We start from the raw sequence: 16535 nt of genomic DNA on the forward strand, positions 1-16535 counted from the left end.
GGCTATGCCAGGGCCTGGGACACATCGGCCCACAGGTCCTCGGGGTGCTCGATGCCGACCGCGATGCGTACGGTGCCCTCGCCGATGCCGCTGCGCCGCAGTTCGTCAGGGCCGAGGGCGCGGTGGGAGGTGGTGGCGGGGTGCAGGACGAGCGTCTCGACGCCGCCGAGCGACGGGGCGAGCAGCGCCAGGCGTACGGAGCTCATGAACCGCTCCCCCGCCGCCCGCCCGCCGGCCAGGTCGAACGAGAACACCCCGCCGAACCCGGGCAGCAGCTTGGCCGCCAGCTCGTACGAGGGATGCGTGGCCAGCCCCGGCCAGTGCACGGCCTCGACGGCGGGGTGCCCGGCCAGCCGGGTGGCCAGGTACTCGGCGTTGGCGCAGTGGCGCTCCATGCGCAGCGCGAGCGTCTGCAGCCCGCGTACCGTCAGCCAGCTCGCGAACGGGTCGGGCGAGGCCCCCAGCTCGATCGCGAAGTGCCACAGCCGGTCGTAGAGCCCGCGGTCGGCGAAGACGGCGAGCCCGCCCACCACGTCGGTGTGCCCGGACAGGTACTTCGTGGTGGAGTGCAGGACGATGTCCGCCTCGTGCTCGAACGGGCGGCACAGCAGGGGCGTGGCGAACGTGTTGTCCACCACGGACAGGATCCCCAGGTCGCGGGCGACCTCGCACATCCCGGGCAGGTCGGCCACCAGCGTCATCGGGTTGCTGATCGTCTCCAGGTAGACCAGCCGGGTCTCGGGGCGGACGGCTGCGCGCAGGGCGGCCGGGTCGTTCTCCGGCACGTACGTGACGGTGACGCCGAACCTGGCGACCAGCTCGTTGATCATGGCGGCGGTGCCCCCGTACAGGGAACGCTGGGCCACGAAGTGGTCGCCGGGCTTGAGCAGGCCGAGCAGGACGACGTTGATGGCGCCCATGCCCGAGCCCGTGGCGATGGCGTGCTCGCCGCCCTCCAGCCCGGCCACGGCGAGCTCCAGCGAGCGCACGGTCGGGTTGCTGTACCGCCCGTAGACGAACGCCCCGTCGGGGCGCCCCATCGATTCGGCCATCACGGCGGGGTCGTCGAAGACGAAGCCGGAGGTCTGGTAGATCGGCATGCTGATCGGGCGGCTGCCCTCGATGGGCGGCTGCGGAACGTGCACGGCTCGCGTCTCAGGCCGGAAAACCGGGCGGGAATCAGGGCGGAATTCGTTCATGGCTCCAGGATCCATCCGCCTGGGATCCGATGTCAGAGCCAATGCGGCAGAATTGGTCCATGAATGGGGCCAATCTCGATGATCTCGTCGATCTGCTCGGCCGCTGGGCGTCCGGGCGCGGGCCGCTGTACCTGCTGCTCGCCGCCCGCCTGCGGGCGCTGATCGACGACGGCGTGCTCGCGCCGGACGAGCCGCTGCCCCCTGACCGGGTGCTGGCCAGGCGGCTGGCGGTGGGCCGGGGCACGGTGGTGGCCGCGTACGACCTGCTCCAGCAGGAGGGCCGGCTGGTGCGCCGCCAGGGCAGCGGCACCAGGGTGGCCGCGCTCGACCTGCCGGCCACGCGCACGGCCGACGGCGTGGCCGCCAACCCGCTGCTCCTGCACATCCTGCACCCGCCGGACAACGTGCAGCTCCTGACGTGCGCCGCCCCGCACGACCCGCCACCCGCCCTGTGCGAGGCGTACGCCGAGGCCGCGCACCGCCTGGCCGGGCTGCACGAGATGGGCTACCAGCCGGCGGGCGACCCGGAGCTGCGGGCGGTGCTGGCCGCGTACTACACGGGCCGCGGCCTGCCCACGACGCCCGACGAGATCATCGTGACGACGGGCGCCCAGCAGGCGCTCACCCTGCTCACCAGCCTGCTGGTGGCGCCGGGCGACACGGTGCTCACCGAGACGCCCACCTATCCGGGCGCGCTGGAGGCGTTCAGGCACGCGGCGGCGGTCGTGCGGCCCGCCACGAGCATCGAGGACCTGCGCGAGCGCCCGGCGCTGGCGTACTTCGTGCCCTCGGTCCGCAACCCGGACGGCGCGATCATGGACAATCCGTCCCGCCGGCGGCTGGCCACGCTGGCCGCCGAGCACGACGTACCGCTGATCGACGACGAGGTCCGCGCCGAGCTGTGCTTCTCCGGCGAGACGCCGGCGCCGCTGGCCGGCTTCCACCGGGGCGAGCAGATCATCACGATCGGCTCGCTGAGCAAGCTCGTCTGGGGCGGGCTGCGGGTGGGCTGGATCCGCGCGGCGGCGCCGCTGGTCTCGCGGCTGGCCAGGCTGCGGGCCGTACAGGATCTCGGTGGCGAGGTGGTCAGCCAGCTCGCCGCCGCCGCGCTGGTGCGGCGCCTGGACGAGGTTCGCGCCGCCCAGCTCGCCACGCTGCGCCGCCGCCACGACCATCTGTGCGCCGAGCTGCGGGCACGGCTGCCGTCCTGGACGTTCGAGCCCGCGCTCGGTGGCCAGACCATCTGGGTACGCCTCCCGCACGGTGACGCCGACTCCTTCGCCCAGGTGGCGCTCAGGCACGGCGTCGCGGTGCCGCCCGGCCGCTCCTTCGACCCGCTGGGCGCCCACGCCGACCGCATGCGGCTGCACTTCCTCTTCCCCGAGGACGAGCTCTCGCGAGCGGTGAACAACCTGGCCGCGGCCTGGGCCTCGTACGACGGAGCCGGTCGCACGGTCTCCCGCCACCCCCTCGTCGTCTGAAAAGCTGGATGCATGCAGACGACGTTCGTACTCGTGCACAGCCCCTCCGTCGGGCCCTCGACGTGGGCTCCGGTGGCCGAGTCGCTGGAGCGCCGCGGGCATGCCGCCGTGGTGCCCGACCTGACCGGCGTGTCGGCGGGCGGGCCACCGTACTGGCACAAGGTGGTGGCCGCGGTGCGGGCCGCGGCGCCCTCCGACGGCCCCCTCGTGCTGGTCGCGCACAGCAACGCCGGGTTCTTCGTGCCGGCGATCAAGGAAGGGCTGGGCGAGCGGGTGGTGGCCTGTGTGTTCGCCGACGCGCACATCCCGCCCGGCGAGGGGATGGTCACGACGGCGGAGGAGGCGTTCCTGCCGTTCCTGCACGACCTGGCGGGCCCCGACGGCGTGCTGCCGCGCTGGACCGACTGGTGGGACGAGGAGGACGTGGTGGCCATGCTGCCCGATCCGGCCGTCAGGATCCGGGTGGCGGCCGAGCAGCCGCGGCTGCCGCTCGACTACTACACGCAGCCGATACCCGTGCCCGCCGGATGGGACACCGTCCGGTGCTCGCTCCTGTGGTACGGCCCGCCGTACGACGCGGTCGCCGAGGAGGCGGCCCGCCGGGGCTGGCCGGTGACCCGGCTGCCCGGCACCCACCTGCACCAGCTCGTCGATCCCGAGGGCGTCACCGACGCGCTGCTCAAGCTCTCCCGGAAGTCGTGAATTCTTCACTGTCGCCCGCCTCCGCCCCCGGCGACAGTGGGACGCATGACAGCGATCGACGTGAGCGGGCTCCGCAAGAGCCATCAGGGATTCGAGGCGGTGAAGGGCATCTCGTTCGAGGTGGCCGAGGGAGAGATCTTCGCGCTGCTCGGCAGGAACGGCGCGGGCAAGACCACCACGATCGAGGTGCTGGCGGGCTTCCAGCGGGCCGACGGCGGCACGGTGCGGGTGCTCGGCCTCGACCCGCACGGCGACCGCGCCGCCGTACGCCGGCGCACCGGCGTCATGCTGCAGGAGGCCGGGTTCTTCCCCGACCTGACGGTCGCCCAGACCGTCGACACCTGGCGCGACTTCACCTCCTCGCCCCGGCCCCGTGACGAGGCGCTGGAGCTGGCCGGGCTGCGGGCCAGGTCGGGCACCAGGGTGCGGCAGCTGTCCGGCGGCGAGAAGCGCAGGCTGGACCTGGCGCTGGCCCTGCTGGGCCGCCCCGACCTGCTCTTCCTCGACGAGCCGACCGCCGGCATGGACCCGGAGGCACGCGCCGCCACCTGGCAGGTCATCCGCGACCTGGCCGGTGAGGGCACCACGATCCTGCTGACCACGCACTACCTGGAGGAGGCGCAGCGCCTGGCCGCCTCGATGGCGATCATGGACGAGGGCCGCATCGTGGCCTCCGGCGGCATGGCCGAGACGCTCGCGGCCCGCGGCGGGCGGGTGGCGTTCCGGCTGCCCGCGCACGTGGACCCCGCTTCCCTGCCGCTGCCGGTCACGGTCGAGCAGGGGGTCGCCGTGTGCCGCGCCGAGGACCCCGACCTGGCCGCGCAGACGCTGCTGACCTGGGCGGCCGAACGCGGGCTGCGCCTGGCGGGCCTGGAGGTCCGCGCCGCCACTCTGGAAGACCTGTTCATGGAGATGAGCGCCCGATGAGCCTCACCGCCACCTACCGGCTCGGCACCCGCCTGTTCTGGCGGGACAAGGCCATGCTGTTCGCCTCGGTCGTCACGCCCGTCGGCCTGGCCGTGGGCCTGCCGACGCTGATGCGGCACGTCACCGCGGGCGGCGTCGCGGGGGCCGCCGCCCTCGCCCAGAGCTCGATCTCGATCCTGCTGGCGATCACCGCGTTCATGAACATCACGGTGGCCCTGACCGCCCGCCGCGACCAGCTCGTGCTCAAGCGGCTGCGCTCCACAAGACTGACGGACGGCCAGCTCCTGCTGGGCCAGATCGCCAGCACGGCCACGCAGACCGTGGCCCTGATCGTGCTGTGCGCGGTGGCCGTACGCTACGCCGCGGGCGTCCCGCTCCCCGCGGACCCCGTGGCCTTCGCCGCCGTCACGATCGCGGGCTCGGTGGTGATGTCCCTGCTCGGGGCCGCGTACACGGCGGCGATCCCGCGGGCCGAGCTGGCCGCCGCCTACACCATGCCGGTCTTCCTCGTCGCCGCGGTGTCGGCGGGCGCGATGGGGCCCATCCCGGTGCCCTCCTGGCTGCGTCCGGCCCTGGACCTGCTGCCCACCACGGCCGTGGTGGACGCGGTCAGGACCGGCGAGCTCGTGGTGCCGTTCCTCGTGCTGGCGGGCTGGGCCGTCGTGGGGCTCGTGGCGCTGCGGCTGTGGTTCCGCTGGGAACCGCGCAGGTCATAATCGTCATCGTGATGTCCTCCCCCGCGGCCCGCAGGCTGGCCGGCGTGCTCATCACGGCCGTCTCGTGCGCGTACACGGCGATCACGCTCGTGTACTTCCGGCAGGGCGCCTACTACGGCCTGCTGGCCCTGCTGTCCATGGCCGCCGTCATCACCACCCATCACGTGAACATGCGGGCCGGCCTGCGCGGCGTGCGGCCGCCCTGGTTCCCCGTGACGCTGGTGCTGCAGGCGGTGGCCACCTACCTGCCCGACTTCCTGCTGCCCGGCGGCATGTCGGCGCTGACCGCGCCGCTGCTCGCCGGGTCGCTGCTGGTGCTCCTGCCGCTGGGCTGGGGCGGGGCGCTGGTCGGGCTGATGATGCTGAGCGAGGCCACGCGGATGTGGTGGGGCCTGGCGGGGGCGCACATCACGTTCTTCTACGTGGCCACCATCGCGACGACAGGCGCGATGATCTACTTGCTGGTGCGGTTCGTCCGGGTGACGGTCGAGCTGGAGCAGGCCAGGGCCGAGCTGGCGGAGGCCGCGGTGCTCAGGGAGCGGCTGCGGATCTCCCGCGACCTGCACGACGGCCTGGGCCGCAGCCTCACGGCGATCGCGCTCAAGGGCGATCTGGCCGGCCGGCTCATCGAGCGCGACCCCGGCGCGGCGCGTACGGAGGTGGGCGAGCTGGTGCAGGTGGCCAGGGAGGCGGCCCACGACGTACGGCACGTCGCCAGGGGATACCGGGAGCTGTCGCTGGCGGGCGAGGTGGACCGGGCCGTCGCGCTGCTGGAGTCGTCAGGCGTGGGCGTGCAGGCGAACCTGGCCGACGTCCGGCTGCCGAAGCGCTCGGAGGAGGCGCTGGCCTGGGCCGTACGCGAGGGCGTCACCAACGTCCTGCGCCACAGCAGGGCCACGACCTGCACCATCACCACGTCGCTGCACGGCGGCGCGGTGCGGCTGGAGGTGGCCAACGACGGCGCGCCCACCGGCCTCACCCCCGGTGCCGCGGGCGGCGGGCCGGCTGGGCTCGCCCCCGCTGCCCACGGCGCCGCGGGCGGCGGGCTGACGGGGCTGGCCGAGCGGGCGGCGCAGGCGGGCGGCTCCTGCACCACCACCCCGACGGGCGAGGGCGGCTTCCTCCTGGCGGTCGAGGTCGCGACGTGACCCGTGCTTCGCAAGGCCGTGACAGCGGCACCACGGGAGCCGCTCGATGATCAAGGTGCTGCTCGCCGAGGACATGCACATGATCCGCGCCGCCCTCACCGCCCTGCTCCGCCTGGAGCCCGACATCGAGGTGGTCGCGGAGGTCACCCGGGGCGACGAGATCGTCCCCGAGGCGCTGCGCGTCCGGCCGGACGTCGCGGTCCTGGACATCGACCTGCCGGTCGTGGACGGCATCACCGCCGCCGCCACGCTCCGCGAACGCCTGCCGTCCTGCCGGGTCCTGGTGCTCACGGCGATGGGCCAGCCCGGTCACGTACGCAGGGCGCTGGCCGCCGGCATCGAGGCGTTCCTGGTCAAGGACGCCCCCGGCGACCGGCTGGCGGACTCGATCAGGCGCACCGCCGCCGGGCTGCGCGTGCTGGACGCGGAGCTGGTGTCGTCGGCGATGGAGTACGGCGAGAGCCCGCTGACGCCCAGGGAGTCGACCGTGCTCAGGGAGGCGGCCAGGGGCACCTCGGCCGAGGAGATCGCCGCCCGCCTCCACCTCTCCCCCGGCACCGTGCGCAACTACCTGACCGGGGCGATCACGAAGACGGGCGCCCGCAACAAGATCGACGCCATCCGGATCGCCCAAGACGCCGGCTGGCTCTGACCCCGGCCACCCGCCAACCGCCCCCAGCCGCACCCGGAGACCGCACGCCTGGCAGTCACGCCGGGCAGGCGTGCCGGGCAGGCGCGGCGGGCAGGCGCGGCGGGCAGGCGCGGCGGGCAGGCGCGGCGGGCGGGCTGCGGTGGTCAGATGTCGGTGATGCGCAGCCCGGCGTGGGCCTTGTAGCGGCGGTTCACCGAGATGATGTTGGCGGTGAGCGCCTCGATCTGGTGAGCGTTGCGCAGCCGCCCCCCGTACACCCCGCGCACCCCCGGAATCACCTCCGCCAGCGCCTGCACGGTGTCGGTCGCCTCGCGGTCGTCCCCCAGCACCAGCACGTCGAGATCCACCTTGTCCACGGCCGGATCCATCAGCACCACGGCCGACACGTGATGGAACGCGGCCACCACCCGGCTGTCGGTCAGCACGGCCGCCGCCTGCTGCGCGGCGCTGCCCTCCTCGACCTGCAACGCGTACGCGCCCTGCTTGTCGAACCCGAGCGGGTTGACGCAGTCGACGACGATCTTGCCGGCCAGCTCCCCCCTCAGCGACTCCAGCAACGCCTTGTGCCCCTCGTACGGCACCGCCACGATCACGATGTCGCCCCGCGCGGCCACGACCGCGTTCTCGTCCCCCGTCGCGCCGGCCCCGATGGACTCGGCGGCTTCCTGGGCCCGCTGGGCGCTGCGCGAGCCGATCAGCACCGGATGCCCCGCCAGCGCGAACCGCCGCGCCAGCCCCTTCCCCTGGTCACCGGTGCCGCCGAGGATGGCGATGGAAAGTCCGTTCACGTCTGTCATAACCAGATCATGCCAAACCCACCCGGCACCAGGGCCGGGTGGGTGGGTCGCGGGTCTCAGCAGTTGCTGGAGGCGGGCAGCCCCAGGATCCGCAGGGCCAGCCATTCGATGGCGAGCGGCCCGCCCTCGATGGCCCCCGTGACGTGGTCGGGCGCGGGCAGCGAGAGCCAGCGCGCCCGCACCCCTGCTCTGCAGTACTCGGTGCGCAGCGTGGACCCGACCGCGAGCGGGATGATCTGGTCGCCGCGCGCGTGGTACAGGAACATCGGCACCCGCGGCGGGGTCGCGCCGAGCCGGTTCTCCGCCAGGCGGGTCAGCCACTTGGGCTGGTTGAGCAGGTCGATCGGGCTCAGGTCGGCGAAGCGCAGCCCGGCCAGCTTGCTCAGGTCGCCCACGCAGTCGTCGGCGGCGTCGGCGAGCAGCGCGCGGCCGCGGTCGTTGAGGTCGGCCTCCAGGTCGAGCTCGGGGTAGGCGGCGTCGAGCCCGACCCCGGCGGCCGCCGCCAGGCCGAAGTCGGCGCTGCCGTCCAGGTGCTGGGCGACCGCGTGCAGGTCGGCGGGCACGCCACCGGCCGCCACGCCGCGCAGCCGCAGCTCGGGCGCGTACGAGGGCTGGAGCTGGGCGGCCCACGCGGCGGAGGCGCCGCCCTGGGAGTACCCCATGATGCCGACGGGCGCGGTGGCCGACAGCCCGGCGCCGGACACACGGGTGGCGGCCCTGATCGCGTCGAGCACGGCGTGCCCCTGCGAGATCCCCGCCATGTACGTGTGCGGCCCCGGCGTGCCGAGCCCCTCGTAGTCGGTCATCGCGACCGCGTACCCCTTGAGCAGGAACAGGCTGACCAGCGCGAGCTCGGCCTCCCTGCCCTGGCTCATGCTGACGGAGGGCGCGCACTGGTCGCCGAGCCCGTGGGTGCCGAAGGCGTAGCCGATGATCGGGCGCGTGCCGAGCGGGTAGCCGGCCCTGGGCACGAGCAGGGTGCCGGAAACGGTGTTGACGGCGCCGGTGGCGGACGTGGAGTTGTAGCGCAGGTGCCAGGCGTTGACCGGGACCTCCAGGAGCCGGCCCGGCAGGAGGTAGACCGTGGTGGGCTGGGCGGAGACGACGTCTCCCGGTGCCGCGGCGCGGGCGGGGCCCGCGGTGAGAAGCGACATGATCGATAACAGGATCATGGACATGCTGACGCGCACACGTAAGGTCATGTGCCGCCCCTCTCCGTGAGGATCACCACTGGGACGGCGGCGCCGCGAGCCGATCGTTACCCGAGGGTAACTCAATGTCAAGGCCCGAAATGACGGATACGCACGCTTCGTGTCAATACATCACTCGCGAATCAACCTCCCCGCTCACCCCCGTGGGGCACCATGGGGACATGGACTCAGGATCGGTGGCCTTCCTGCGCGAGCTCCTCGCCGAGACCGGCTGGCTCGAACGCGCCCGCGAGCTGGGCCTGGCCCTGCGCGCCACGCGCTCGCCAGGCGGCCTGCTGCTGGTCGGCACGCCGGACGAGGAGCCCTGGCACCTGACCGCGCACCTCGCCGACGAGGCCCGCCTGTCCGGCCTGTCCCAGCTCACGCCCACCCTGGTGCGCTGGGACCCGCCTCCGGGCGCCCCCGCCCACCTGAGCGTCGGCCTCGACCGGCTGGAGCGGGCGGCCCGCGGGGAGACCCTGTTCGTACTGTCGGAGCAGCAGGCGCCGGTCCCCCTGCTGGAACGCGTGGACGACGCCCGGCGCACGGGGGCGACCATCCTGGCGATCGAGGGCGGCGACCGGGAGCTGGCCGGGCTGGCGCACGACGCGATCGCGGTGCCGCGCGACGGGCTGGTGACGTTCGACGGGGCCCAGCACCTGGTGAGCGCGGCGGCGGGCGAGCTGGAGCAGCGCCCGCGCCTGCGCGACCGCCTGGCCCGCCTCCTGGACAAGGTCAGCGGCCCCCAGATCACCGACTGACTCCAGGCGGATCTCCAGGCGGGCTACCGGCCGGCGACCGGCTTCTCCTCGCCGAGCCGCCCCCGCAGGGACGCCTCCAGCGCCGCGGTGGCCTCCTCGATCGCCTCGATCACCACGGCCTGCACCGGATCGGGCTCCCCCGACCGGGTACGGCCGACCCGCGTGATGACGTCCACCCTGCGCGCCCCCACCTCGCGGATGTCGCTCACCAGCACCTCACCCTCCGGCACGTCCAGCAGCGCCAGCGTGGGCACGATCGCCACCCCGTGCCCGTCGGCCACCAGCGCCAGCGCCGAGTCGAACTCCGTGACGAGGTGCACCTTGCGCGGCTCGAACCCGTGCAGCCCCGCCAGCCGGTCCAGCGCCTGCCCGGTCGCGTGCGACGGCAGGCTCGCCACCCACGGGCACCGCATGAGGTCGGTCACCGTGGCCGCCGGCTCGGCCCAGCCGGGTGGCAGCACGATGCGGTACTCGTCCACGTACAGCAGCCGCGTGCTCAGCGACGGCTGCGACAGGGCGGGCAGGCCCATGTCCTGCTCGGTGATGAGCACGTCCACCGACCCCAGCCGTAACTCCTGCAGCGCGGGCGGCCCGTAGATCTCGTGGATGACCGGCGTGATCCTGGGATGGCGGACGGCCAGCTCCCGCAGGGCGGGCACCAGGATGTGCTTGATCACGGTGGCGAACGCGGCGATGCGCACCGGCCCCGCCAGCCGTTCGGTGAACCGGGTGAGCTCCCGCTTCGCCTCGGCCAGCTCCTCCTCCACCCGCTCGGCGTACCCGGCCAGCACCCGCCCCGCCGGGGTGAGCGAGACGCTGCGCTGGGAGCGGTCGATGAGGGGCAGCCCGACCTCGCGTTCGAGCTGGGCGAGCTGCTGGGAGACGGCGGAGGACGTCAGGTGCAGCGCCTCGGCGGCGCGCAGCACGCCGCCGCGGCGGGCGACCTCGTACAGGATGCGCAGCCGCCGAGGATCGATCTCCACGCGGCTCAGCCTACTCGGGCACGCTGATCAGTCGTCGTCCTGGTCCGCCTCGTCCCATGCCTTGTTGCGGTCGGCGGCGCGCTGCAGCGCCCCGGCCGCCTCCTGCTCGGACGCGTACGGACCCATCCGGTCCTTGTTGGGGCAGCCCTGGTCGGGCTCGACCCGCATGTGCTTGAGACAGAACCACCACTGGCCTTCGCTCACATGGTCAATTCTGCCCCGTAGACTCAGGTTTCATGACGACACTGCTCCAGCCCGGGCGAGTTTCGCCCATGCGAAAGGTTCCCGCCCACATCGAGCGGCCGGAGTACGTCGGCAAGAAGCGCCCCAGGACCGGCGAGTCCGACGTGAAGACCCCCGAGATCATCGAGCGGATGCGGGTGGCCGGCCGGATCGCCGGCCAGGCTCTCGAGGAGGTCGGCAGGCACGTCCGGCCGGGCGTCACCACCGACGAGCTCGACAGGATCGGCCACGAGTTCCTCCTCGACCACCACGCCTACCCCAGCACGCTCGGCTACAAGGGCTACCCGAAGTCGCTGTGCACCTCGATCAACGAGGTCATCTGCCACGGCATCCCCGACGACACCGTGCTGCGCGACGGCGACATCGTCAACGTCGACATCACCGCCTACATCGGCGGCGTGCACGGCGACACGGACGCGACGTTCCTGGTGGGAGAGGTCGACGAGGAGTCACGGCTGCTGGTGGAGCGCACCCGCGAGGCGATGATGCGCGCCATCAGGGCGGTCGCGCCAGGCCGGCAGCTCAACGTGGTGGGCCGCGTCATCGAGGCGTACGCCAAGCGCTTCGGCTACGGCGTGGTGCGCGACTTCACCGGCCACGGGATCGGCACGAGCTTCCACTCCGGGCTGATGGTGCCGCACTACGACGACCCGTCGCTGCGGGTGGAGCTGGTGCCGGGGATGACGTTCACGATCGAGCCGATGCTGACGCTGGGCACGATCGAGTACGAGATCTGGCCCGACAAGTGGACGGCCGTGACGAAGGACCGCAAGCGCACGGCCCAGTTCGAGCACACGATCGTCGTCACCGAATCCGGCAGCGAGATCCTCACCCTGCCCTGACCCGCACGCCTGCCCGGGGCGCGCCCCCGTCAACGCCGCCTGGGCACCACCCCCGTCACCGTGGTGCCCTCGCCGTGCACGCTGTTCACCGACAGGGTCCCGCCCAGCTCGGCGAAGGCCGCCCGCATCCTGGCGATCCCCCGCCCTGCCCCCGACGTGGGAAACCCCTGGCCGTTGTCGCTGACGGTCATCCGCAGCCCGCTCTTGCCGACCGTCACGGCGATGGACACGGTCCGGGCCCGGCTGTGCAGCTCGACGTTGGACAGCGCTTCACGCATGGTGGTCATGACGCCGCTCGACACGCGGGACGGCACGTCGGTCGCGGGCAGCGCCCACGTCTCGACCGTGATTCCCGTGCGCTCCGACCATTCGGCCAGATAACTCTCGAGGGCCTCGGCCAGGCTCTGCCCCCCGCGCATCCGAGTCTCTTCCGACAATTGGTCTCTCGCCTTCTTTGGCACCGGGCGCAGCGCCGGTCCCCACTCCGGCGCTCCCAAGCTGCGGTGCGTATCCCCCCTCAAGGCCTGCGCACTCTAGCTGATGGGGTTATGCCCGTCTCCCCTGTAAGAAAGGCTACCTGCCGGTCCAGAGACATGTAGTCGGAAGGTAGAAGGCCATGTCCGAACCGCTACTCGCCCTTGTCGGCACGGTTGAGGCGGGCGAGGTAGGCGTTGTAGGAATCAAGCTCGGGATCGCCGCCGGCGCCGCGTTCGGCCCTGCGGTCGGCGCGCCGGGCCTGCCTGTCGTCGTCCTTGTACCACTGCACGGCGATGGCCAGCAGGACGATGAGCGTGGGGATCTCGCCGAAGCCCCACGCGATGGCGCCGCCGTCGCGCTGCGTCTGCAGCAGCGTGTCGCCCCACGTACGGCCGAGCTGCTCGTACCAGCCCGAGGCGATCACGGAGCCCATCATCATCAGCGCGATCCCGAAGAAGGCGTGGAACGGCATGGTGACGAAGAGCATCAGCAGCCGCCAGACGTACGGGAGCCGGTTCGGCCCGGGGTCGACGCCGATGATCACCCAGAAGAACAGGCAGCCGCTGATCAGGAAGTGCAGGGTCATCCAGATGTGGCCGAGGTGCTCGTTCATCGCCGACTCGAACAGCGGCGTGAAGTACAGCGCGTATGTCGAGGCCACGAAGATGGCGGTGGCGACCACGGGATGGGTGACGACCTTGGTGAACCGGCTGTGCAGGATCGTGGTGATCCACTCCCGCGGCCCCCTGTCGCCCCGCCTGGCGGCGGGCTTGAGCGCGCGCAGGGCCAGCGTGACGGGCCCGCCGAGGACGAGGAAGATCGGCACGACCATGGACAGCGTCATGTGCTCGATCATGTGCACGTCGAACATGACCTTGGCGTACCTGGCCAGGCCGCTCTGCGTGCAGAAGACGAGCAGCGCGACGCCGATGTACCAGGAGGCGGTGCGGCCCCACGACCACCGGTCGCCGCGCCGGCGCAGGCGCAGCAGGCCGGCACCGTAGAGCCCGGCCAGCACGGCCGCCACCACGGCGAAGAACAGGTCGAGCCACCACAGCGAGAAGATGTTGCCAAGGGTGAGCGGCGGCGGGAGGGGGAAGCCGAGCAGGTCGAAGGCCCGGTCCGCGGGGACGCTGTACTCGGGCGGCGGGGTGCGCGACAGCGCCACGGCGACGCCGATGGTGGCGAACATGAGCACCATCTCGCCGCCGGCCAGCCGGGTGAACGCGCGGGGCTTGCGGGCCTCCAGGTCCGCCAGCGTGCGCTGGCGGTGCCAGTAGCCGATGTAGCCGAGCAGCACGAACAGCACGATCTTGGCCACGGCGAGGAGGCCGTACTCGGTGGTCCACAGGTCGGAGACGGCGCCCAGGCGGGCGACCAGCGCGAAGACCCCGGACAGGCCCACCCCGGCGTAGCACCACAGCGCCATCCGGGAGAACCGGGCCGCGGCCACGTCGAGCTGCGGCTGCTTGCGCAGCGCGTGCAGGGCCAGCACGCCGAGCCCGCCCGTCCACAGCGCGAGCGAGAGCAGGTGCAGCGACACCGACGAGGTGGCCAGGTCGTGGTTGGGCGAGGAGGAGGTGTGCCCGGTCAGCGGCGCGGGCAGCAGCGTCGCCATCGCGAACACCAGCAGCCCCGCCGCCGCCCCGGCGGTGATGGCGCCGCGCGAGAACAGCGCGATGGCCACGCCGAACAGCACGACGAGCGTGAGCGCGACGCCCTGGGTGGTCTGGGTGGCGTAGCTGGTCAGGAAGGCCCGGTCGAGGATCTGCGGCACGCTCCTGCCCATGGAGTCGGCGACGCCGAACACGATGGACAGGAACGCGGCGCCGGCCCACGCGAGGGCGGCCCACGAGGCGGCCTTGACGTACTCGACGGCGCTCTTGCCGAGCACGCCCTTGTCGTTGGGCAGCAGCGCGGCGGCCATCAGCAGCAGGCCCACGGTGATCACGCCGGCGGCGTCCATGAGCAGCTTGGACAGCGGCAGCCCCCACCGCACGACGGCGCCGGCGTCGGGCAGCCCCGGGATGATCCTGGGGAACGCCCTGCCTCCGGCGATCATGCCGAGGACCAGCGCGGCGATCGCGGCCGCCGCCGTCACGAGCGCGAGGCGCGCCGCCCGGGTCATGGCTGCTTCTTCCGCGCGCTCAGCAGGAACCCGATGCCGATGCCGACGAGCGCGCCGATGACGATGATCAGCCAGACGGGGAACGTCGCCCCCTGCTCGACGGCCGCCTGATCGGTGGCGGTCACCTCGGTGGCCGCGGGAGCCGGGGCGCTCGAGGCGGGCGCGCCGGTGGCGGCCGGCTCCCCCGACGCTGACACGGACGCCGACGCGGACGCCGACCCGGACGCCGACCCGGACGCCGACGGGGAGGGTGACGGGCTGGGGGCAGGCGTCTCGGCGCCCTTCACCCGGAACGGGATCTCTCCCTCGATCGGGTGCCCGTCGGAGGACACGACGCGGTAGGCGATCGTGTACTTCCCGTCGGGCAGCGGCCCCTTGACCGCCTGCGTCACCACGGCGCCGTCCACCTCGGGCTTGCCGTTCTGGTGCTGGGCGTCTCCGTCGCCCCGCACGATGACGAACGGCATGCGCACCTTGGCGCTGAACTCCAGCTTGACCTCGTCGAGGGACTTGACCTCGGCGTTCTTGGCCGGAGAGCTGCTCTTGAGCGTGTCGTGCGCCAGTGCGGGCGCGGCGGAGCCGAACACGACGAGCCCGGACGCGAGCAGGGCGGAGGCGAGAATCGCGGTGAGGGCCGCGAGCGGGGATCTCTTCATGGCACCCCCAAGGCTACCGACGCCACCGCCCGGTCCGGACGTCGCTCTACGAACCGGGCTCTACAATCCCGCGCAGGCCAGCGCGCGCCGGTAGGCGTCGACCGCGCCGCCGGCGTCGCCGAGCTGCTCCATGGTCTCGGCCGTGGCGTACCAGTGGGAGGCCGAGCGGCGGGTGTCGGGCAGCGGCGAGAGCCAGCCCTCGACGCCGGCGGCGATCTCACGCCCCTCCTCCGTACGGCCGACGGCACCGTAGATGCGGGCGAGGAGCAGGTCGGCCTCGGCGCCCGCGACGTGGCCGAAGCTGGGGAGCAGGCTCCTGCTGGCCCTGGCGTGCTCGGCGGCGCTGTCGAGGTCGTGACTCATGTATTCGGCGCAGGCCAGCTCCAGGTAGAGGGTGGCCTGGTCGATCGTGCTGGTCGAGGTCTGCTCGAACTCCGTGACGGCCGCCCGCAGGGCCTCGCGCGCGTTCACGGGGTCCTGCGCGCCGCTCCTGAGCCGCGTCCGCGTGGCCTGGAGCCGCATCCGGGCGGTGTTGCGCGGCTGGCCGTGCTCCATCTGCACCGCCAGGGCCCGCTCGATGAAGGTCACCGCCTCGTCGGTGTGCCCGGTGACGCGCGCGATGATCGAGGCGTTCCAGTTGGCCGCCACGATGGAGCGCGGGGTGCCCAGCGCGTCGGCCGCGTTGAGCAGCTCGGCCGCGAACTGCCTGGCGCGCAGCATGTCGCCGCGCTCGTAGTAGGCCATGAGGAGCGTGGCGGCCAGCTCGACCAGCAGGTCGTTCCAGGGCTGGCGGGCGTTGCCGCTGAGGAACTGCTCCCCCGCCTCGACGGCCTCGCTCAGCCGCTCGCTCTCCCGGTAGGCGCGGCACAGCGCGACGGCCACCTCGATGGCGCGGTCGGGCGAGAGCTCTTCCGCGCGGAGCTTGAGCAGGATCGAGATGGCCTGGTCGAGATCGCCGGCCGCCTCCGTCGCCAGGGCCAGGCCGAACTCGGCTTCTTGACGAAGCGATGTCAGACCTGCCAAGTTACTGTTCCCCAGCAGTTCCGCGAAGCGGGTGCGGGCCTCGGCGACCTCGCCGTTCTCGAGTGCCAGCCGCGCGTAGCCGAGAGCGAGCTCGATGTCCTCCATCTGCTCGGCGGTGACACCGTTGATCAGGTAGGACAGCGAGCAGTCGAGCTTGTTGGCCAGGAGCTCCAAGACTGCGGGAGTGGGGGTACGCTTGCCGCTCTCGATCAGCGAGACGTAACTGTCCGACAGCTCGGGATGGGCCAGCTGTGCCTGCGACAAGCCGCGTTGCCGCCGAACCGTCTTGATGCGGAGTCCGACTAGGTCAGATGTGGTCACAGCTACCGCTCCCTGAGAAGATGAAATCCGAGCAACTCACAAAGGCGAGGGAGAACCCCCATGCGCATGCGCATTGCCCTGTCGATCCTGGCTGTCGCGGTCGGCGCCGCGACAGTCCTAGGAGGTCATGTTACGGCCGCGAATGCCACGGCGTCTTCCCTCTCGAGCGCCACAGCGGAGATCGGTTGCTGCTGAGCCGAGCGAGAAGAGGCGAACGACGGGCACGAACCGCACTTCGCGCTCGTCGGCACCAGTGGTCTGGCAGGAAAGGGAGCCGTCAGGCCTGAGC

General features: G+C 72.5%; 17 protein-coding genes. 8 read left to right on the top strand and 9 right to left on the bottom strand.

All coding sequences use genetic code 11. The features are described 5' to 3' along the window. Positions 1 to 2: 2 nt before the first annotated feature. Positions 3 to 1145 carry a trans-sulfuration enzyme family protein gene (locus HD593_RS39230; RefSeq protein WP_312904030.1) on the bottom strand — a complete coding sequence of 381 codons (1143 nt, stop codon included), beginning with the start codon at positions 1143 to 1145 and terminating at the stop codon, positions 3 to 5. A 113-nt stretch (positions 1146 to 1258) separates the two neighbouring features. Between HD593_RS39230 and HD593_RS39235 the strand changes: the two genes are divergently transcribed. Genes HD593_RS39235 through HD593_RS39260 form a run of 6 tightly spaced genes read left to right on the top strand, consistent with a single transcriptional unit; the run spans position 1259 to position 6825 of the window. Then, on the top strand, positions 1259 to 2680 hold the full coding sequence (locus HD593_RS39235) for an aminotransferase-like domain-containing protein (RefSeq protein WP_185107106.1): 1422 nt from the start codon (positions 1259 to 1261) through the stop codon (positions 2678 to 2680). Between the two features lie 12 nt (positions 2681 to 2692). Further along, a complete protein-coding gene (locus tag HD593_RS39240) occupies positions 2693 to 3382 on the top strand; it encodes an alpha/beta hydrolase (RefSeq protein WP_185107108.1) in 690 nt (229 codons plus the stop codon). A 45-nt stretch (positions 3383 to 3427) separates the two neighbouring features. Beyond that, on the top strand, positions 3428 to 4309 hold the full coding sequence (locus HD593_RS39245; RefSeq protein WP_185107110.1) for an ABC transporter ATP-binding protein: 882 nt from the start codon (positions 3428 to 3430) through the stop codon (positions 4307 to 4309). Beyond that, entirely contained in the window at positions 4306 to 5025 is a 720-nt protein-coding gene (locus HD593_RS39250; protein WP_185107112.1) for an ABC transporter permease, read from the top strand. Before HD593_RS39245 ends, HD593_RS39250 begins: the two co-directional genes overlap by 4 nt. A gap of 11 nt (positions 5026 to 5036) precedes the next feature. After that, a complete protein-coding gene (locus tag HD593_RS39255) occupies positions 5037 to 6173 on the top strand; it encodes a sensor histidine kinase (protein WP_246549239.1) in 1137 nt (378 codons plus the stop codon). Positions 6174 to 6219: 46 nt separating this feature from the next. After that, complete coding sequence (locus tag HD593_RS39260) at positions 6220 to 6825, top strand: response regulator transcription factor (protein ID WP_185107117.1); 606 nt, start codon at positions 6220 to 6222, stop codon at positions 6823 to 6825. A 143-nt stretch (positions 6826 to 6968) separates the two neighbouring features. Here HD593_RS39260 and npdG read toward each other — a convergent pair whose 3' ends face one another. Then, complete coding sequence (gene npdG / locus HD593_RS39265) at positions 6969 to 7622, bottom strand: NADPH-dependent F420 reductase (RefSeq protein WP_185107119.1); 654 nt, start codon at positions 7620 to 7622, stop codon at positions 6969 to 6971. Between the two features lie 56 nt (positions 7623 to 7678). Then, the gene (locus HD593_RS39270; RefSeq protein WP_185107121.1) at positions 7679 to 8824 is read right to left on the bottom strand and encodes a lipase family protein; all 1146 of its coding nucleotides are present in this window, start codon (positions 8822 to 8824) and stop codon (positions 7679 to 7681) included. A 170-nt stretch (positions 8825 to 8994) separates the two neighbouring features. On the opposite strand from HD593_RS39270, the gene HD593_RS39275 reads away from it, so the two are divergent. Then, a complete protein-coding gene (locus HD593_RS39275; RefSeq protein WP_185107123.1) occupies positions 8995 to 9573 on the top strand; it encodes a hypothetical protein in 579 nt (192 codons plus the stop codon). A gap of 23 nt (positions 9574 to 9596) precedes the next feature. On the opposite strand, the gene HD593_RS39280 is transcribed toward HD593_RS39275, so the two are convergent. Both HD593_RS39280 and HD593_RS39285 read right to left on the bottom strand, forming a co-directional pair. Further along, a complete protein-coding gene (locus tag HD593_RS39280) occupies positions 9597 to 10556 on the bottom strand; it encodes a LysR family transcriptional regulator (RefSeq protein ID WP_185107125.1) in 960 nt (319 codons plus the stop codon). 27 nt (positions 10557 to 10583) lie between these two features. Next, positions 10584 to 10760: a hypothetical protein gene (locus HD593_RS39285; RefSeq protein ID WP_185112781.1), complete on the bottom strand. Its 177-nt coding sequence runs from the start codon at positions 10758 to 10760 to the stop codon at positions 10584 to 10586. Between the two features lie 32 nt (positions 10761 to 10792). On the opposite strand from HD593_RS39285, the gene map reads away from it, so the two are divergent. Continuing rightward, complete coding sequence (map, locus tag HD593_RS39290) at positions 10793 to 11641, top strand: type I methionyl aminopeptidase (protein WP_185107127.1); 849 nt, start codon at positions 10793 to 10795, stop codon at positions 11639 to 11641. Between the two features lie 29 nt (positions 11642 to 11670). Here map and HD593_RS39295 read toward each other — a convergent pair whose 3' ends face one another. The 4 genes from HD593_RS39295 to HD593_RS39310 form a co-directional block, all read right to left on the bottom strand. Continuing rightward, positions 11671 to 12060, bottom strand: coding sequence for a sensor histidine kinase (locus tag HD593_RS39295; RefSeq protein WP_185107128.1), 390 nt, complete (start codon positions 12058 to 12060; stop codon positions 11671 to 11673). 209 nt (positions 12061 to 12269) lie between these two features. Continuing rightward, positions 12270 to 14246: a bifunctional copper resistance protein CopD/cytochrome c oxidase assembly protein gene (locus HD593_RS39300; protein WP_185107130.1), complete on the bottom strand. Its 1977-nt coding sequence runs from the start codon at positions 14244 to 14246 to the stop codon at positions 12270 to 12272. Then, the gene (locus tag HD593_RS39305) at positions 14243 to 14902 is read right to left on the bottom strand and encodes a copper resistance CopC family protein (RefSeq protein WP_185107132.1); all 660 of its coding nucleotides are present in this window, start codon (positions 14900 to 14902) and stop codon (positions 14243 to 14245) included. The genes HD593_RS39300 and HD593_RS39305 overlap by 4 nt, the downstream gene beginning before the upstream one ends. Before the next feature lie 60 nt (positions 14903 to 14962). After that, positions 14963 to 16246, bottom strand: a complete 1284-nt coding sequence (locus tag HD593_RS39310; protein ID WP_185107134.1) for a helix-turn-helix domain-containing protein — start codon at positions 16244 to 16246, stop codon at positions 14963 to 14965. Between the last annotated feature and the right edge of the window lie 289 nt (positions 16247 to 16535).

The sequence above is a fragment of the Nonomuraea rubra genome (assembly GCF_014207985.1).
In the GTDB taxonomy this organism is placed as follows: domain Bacteria; phylum Actinomycetota; class Actinomycetes; order Streptosporangiales; family Streptosporangiaceae; genus Nonomuraea; species Nonomuraea rubra.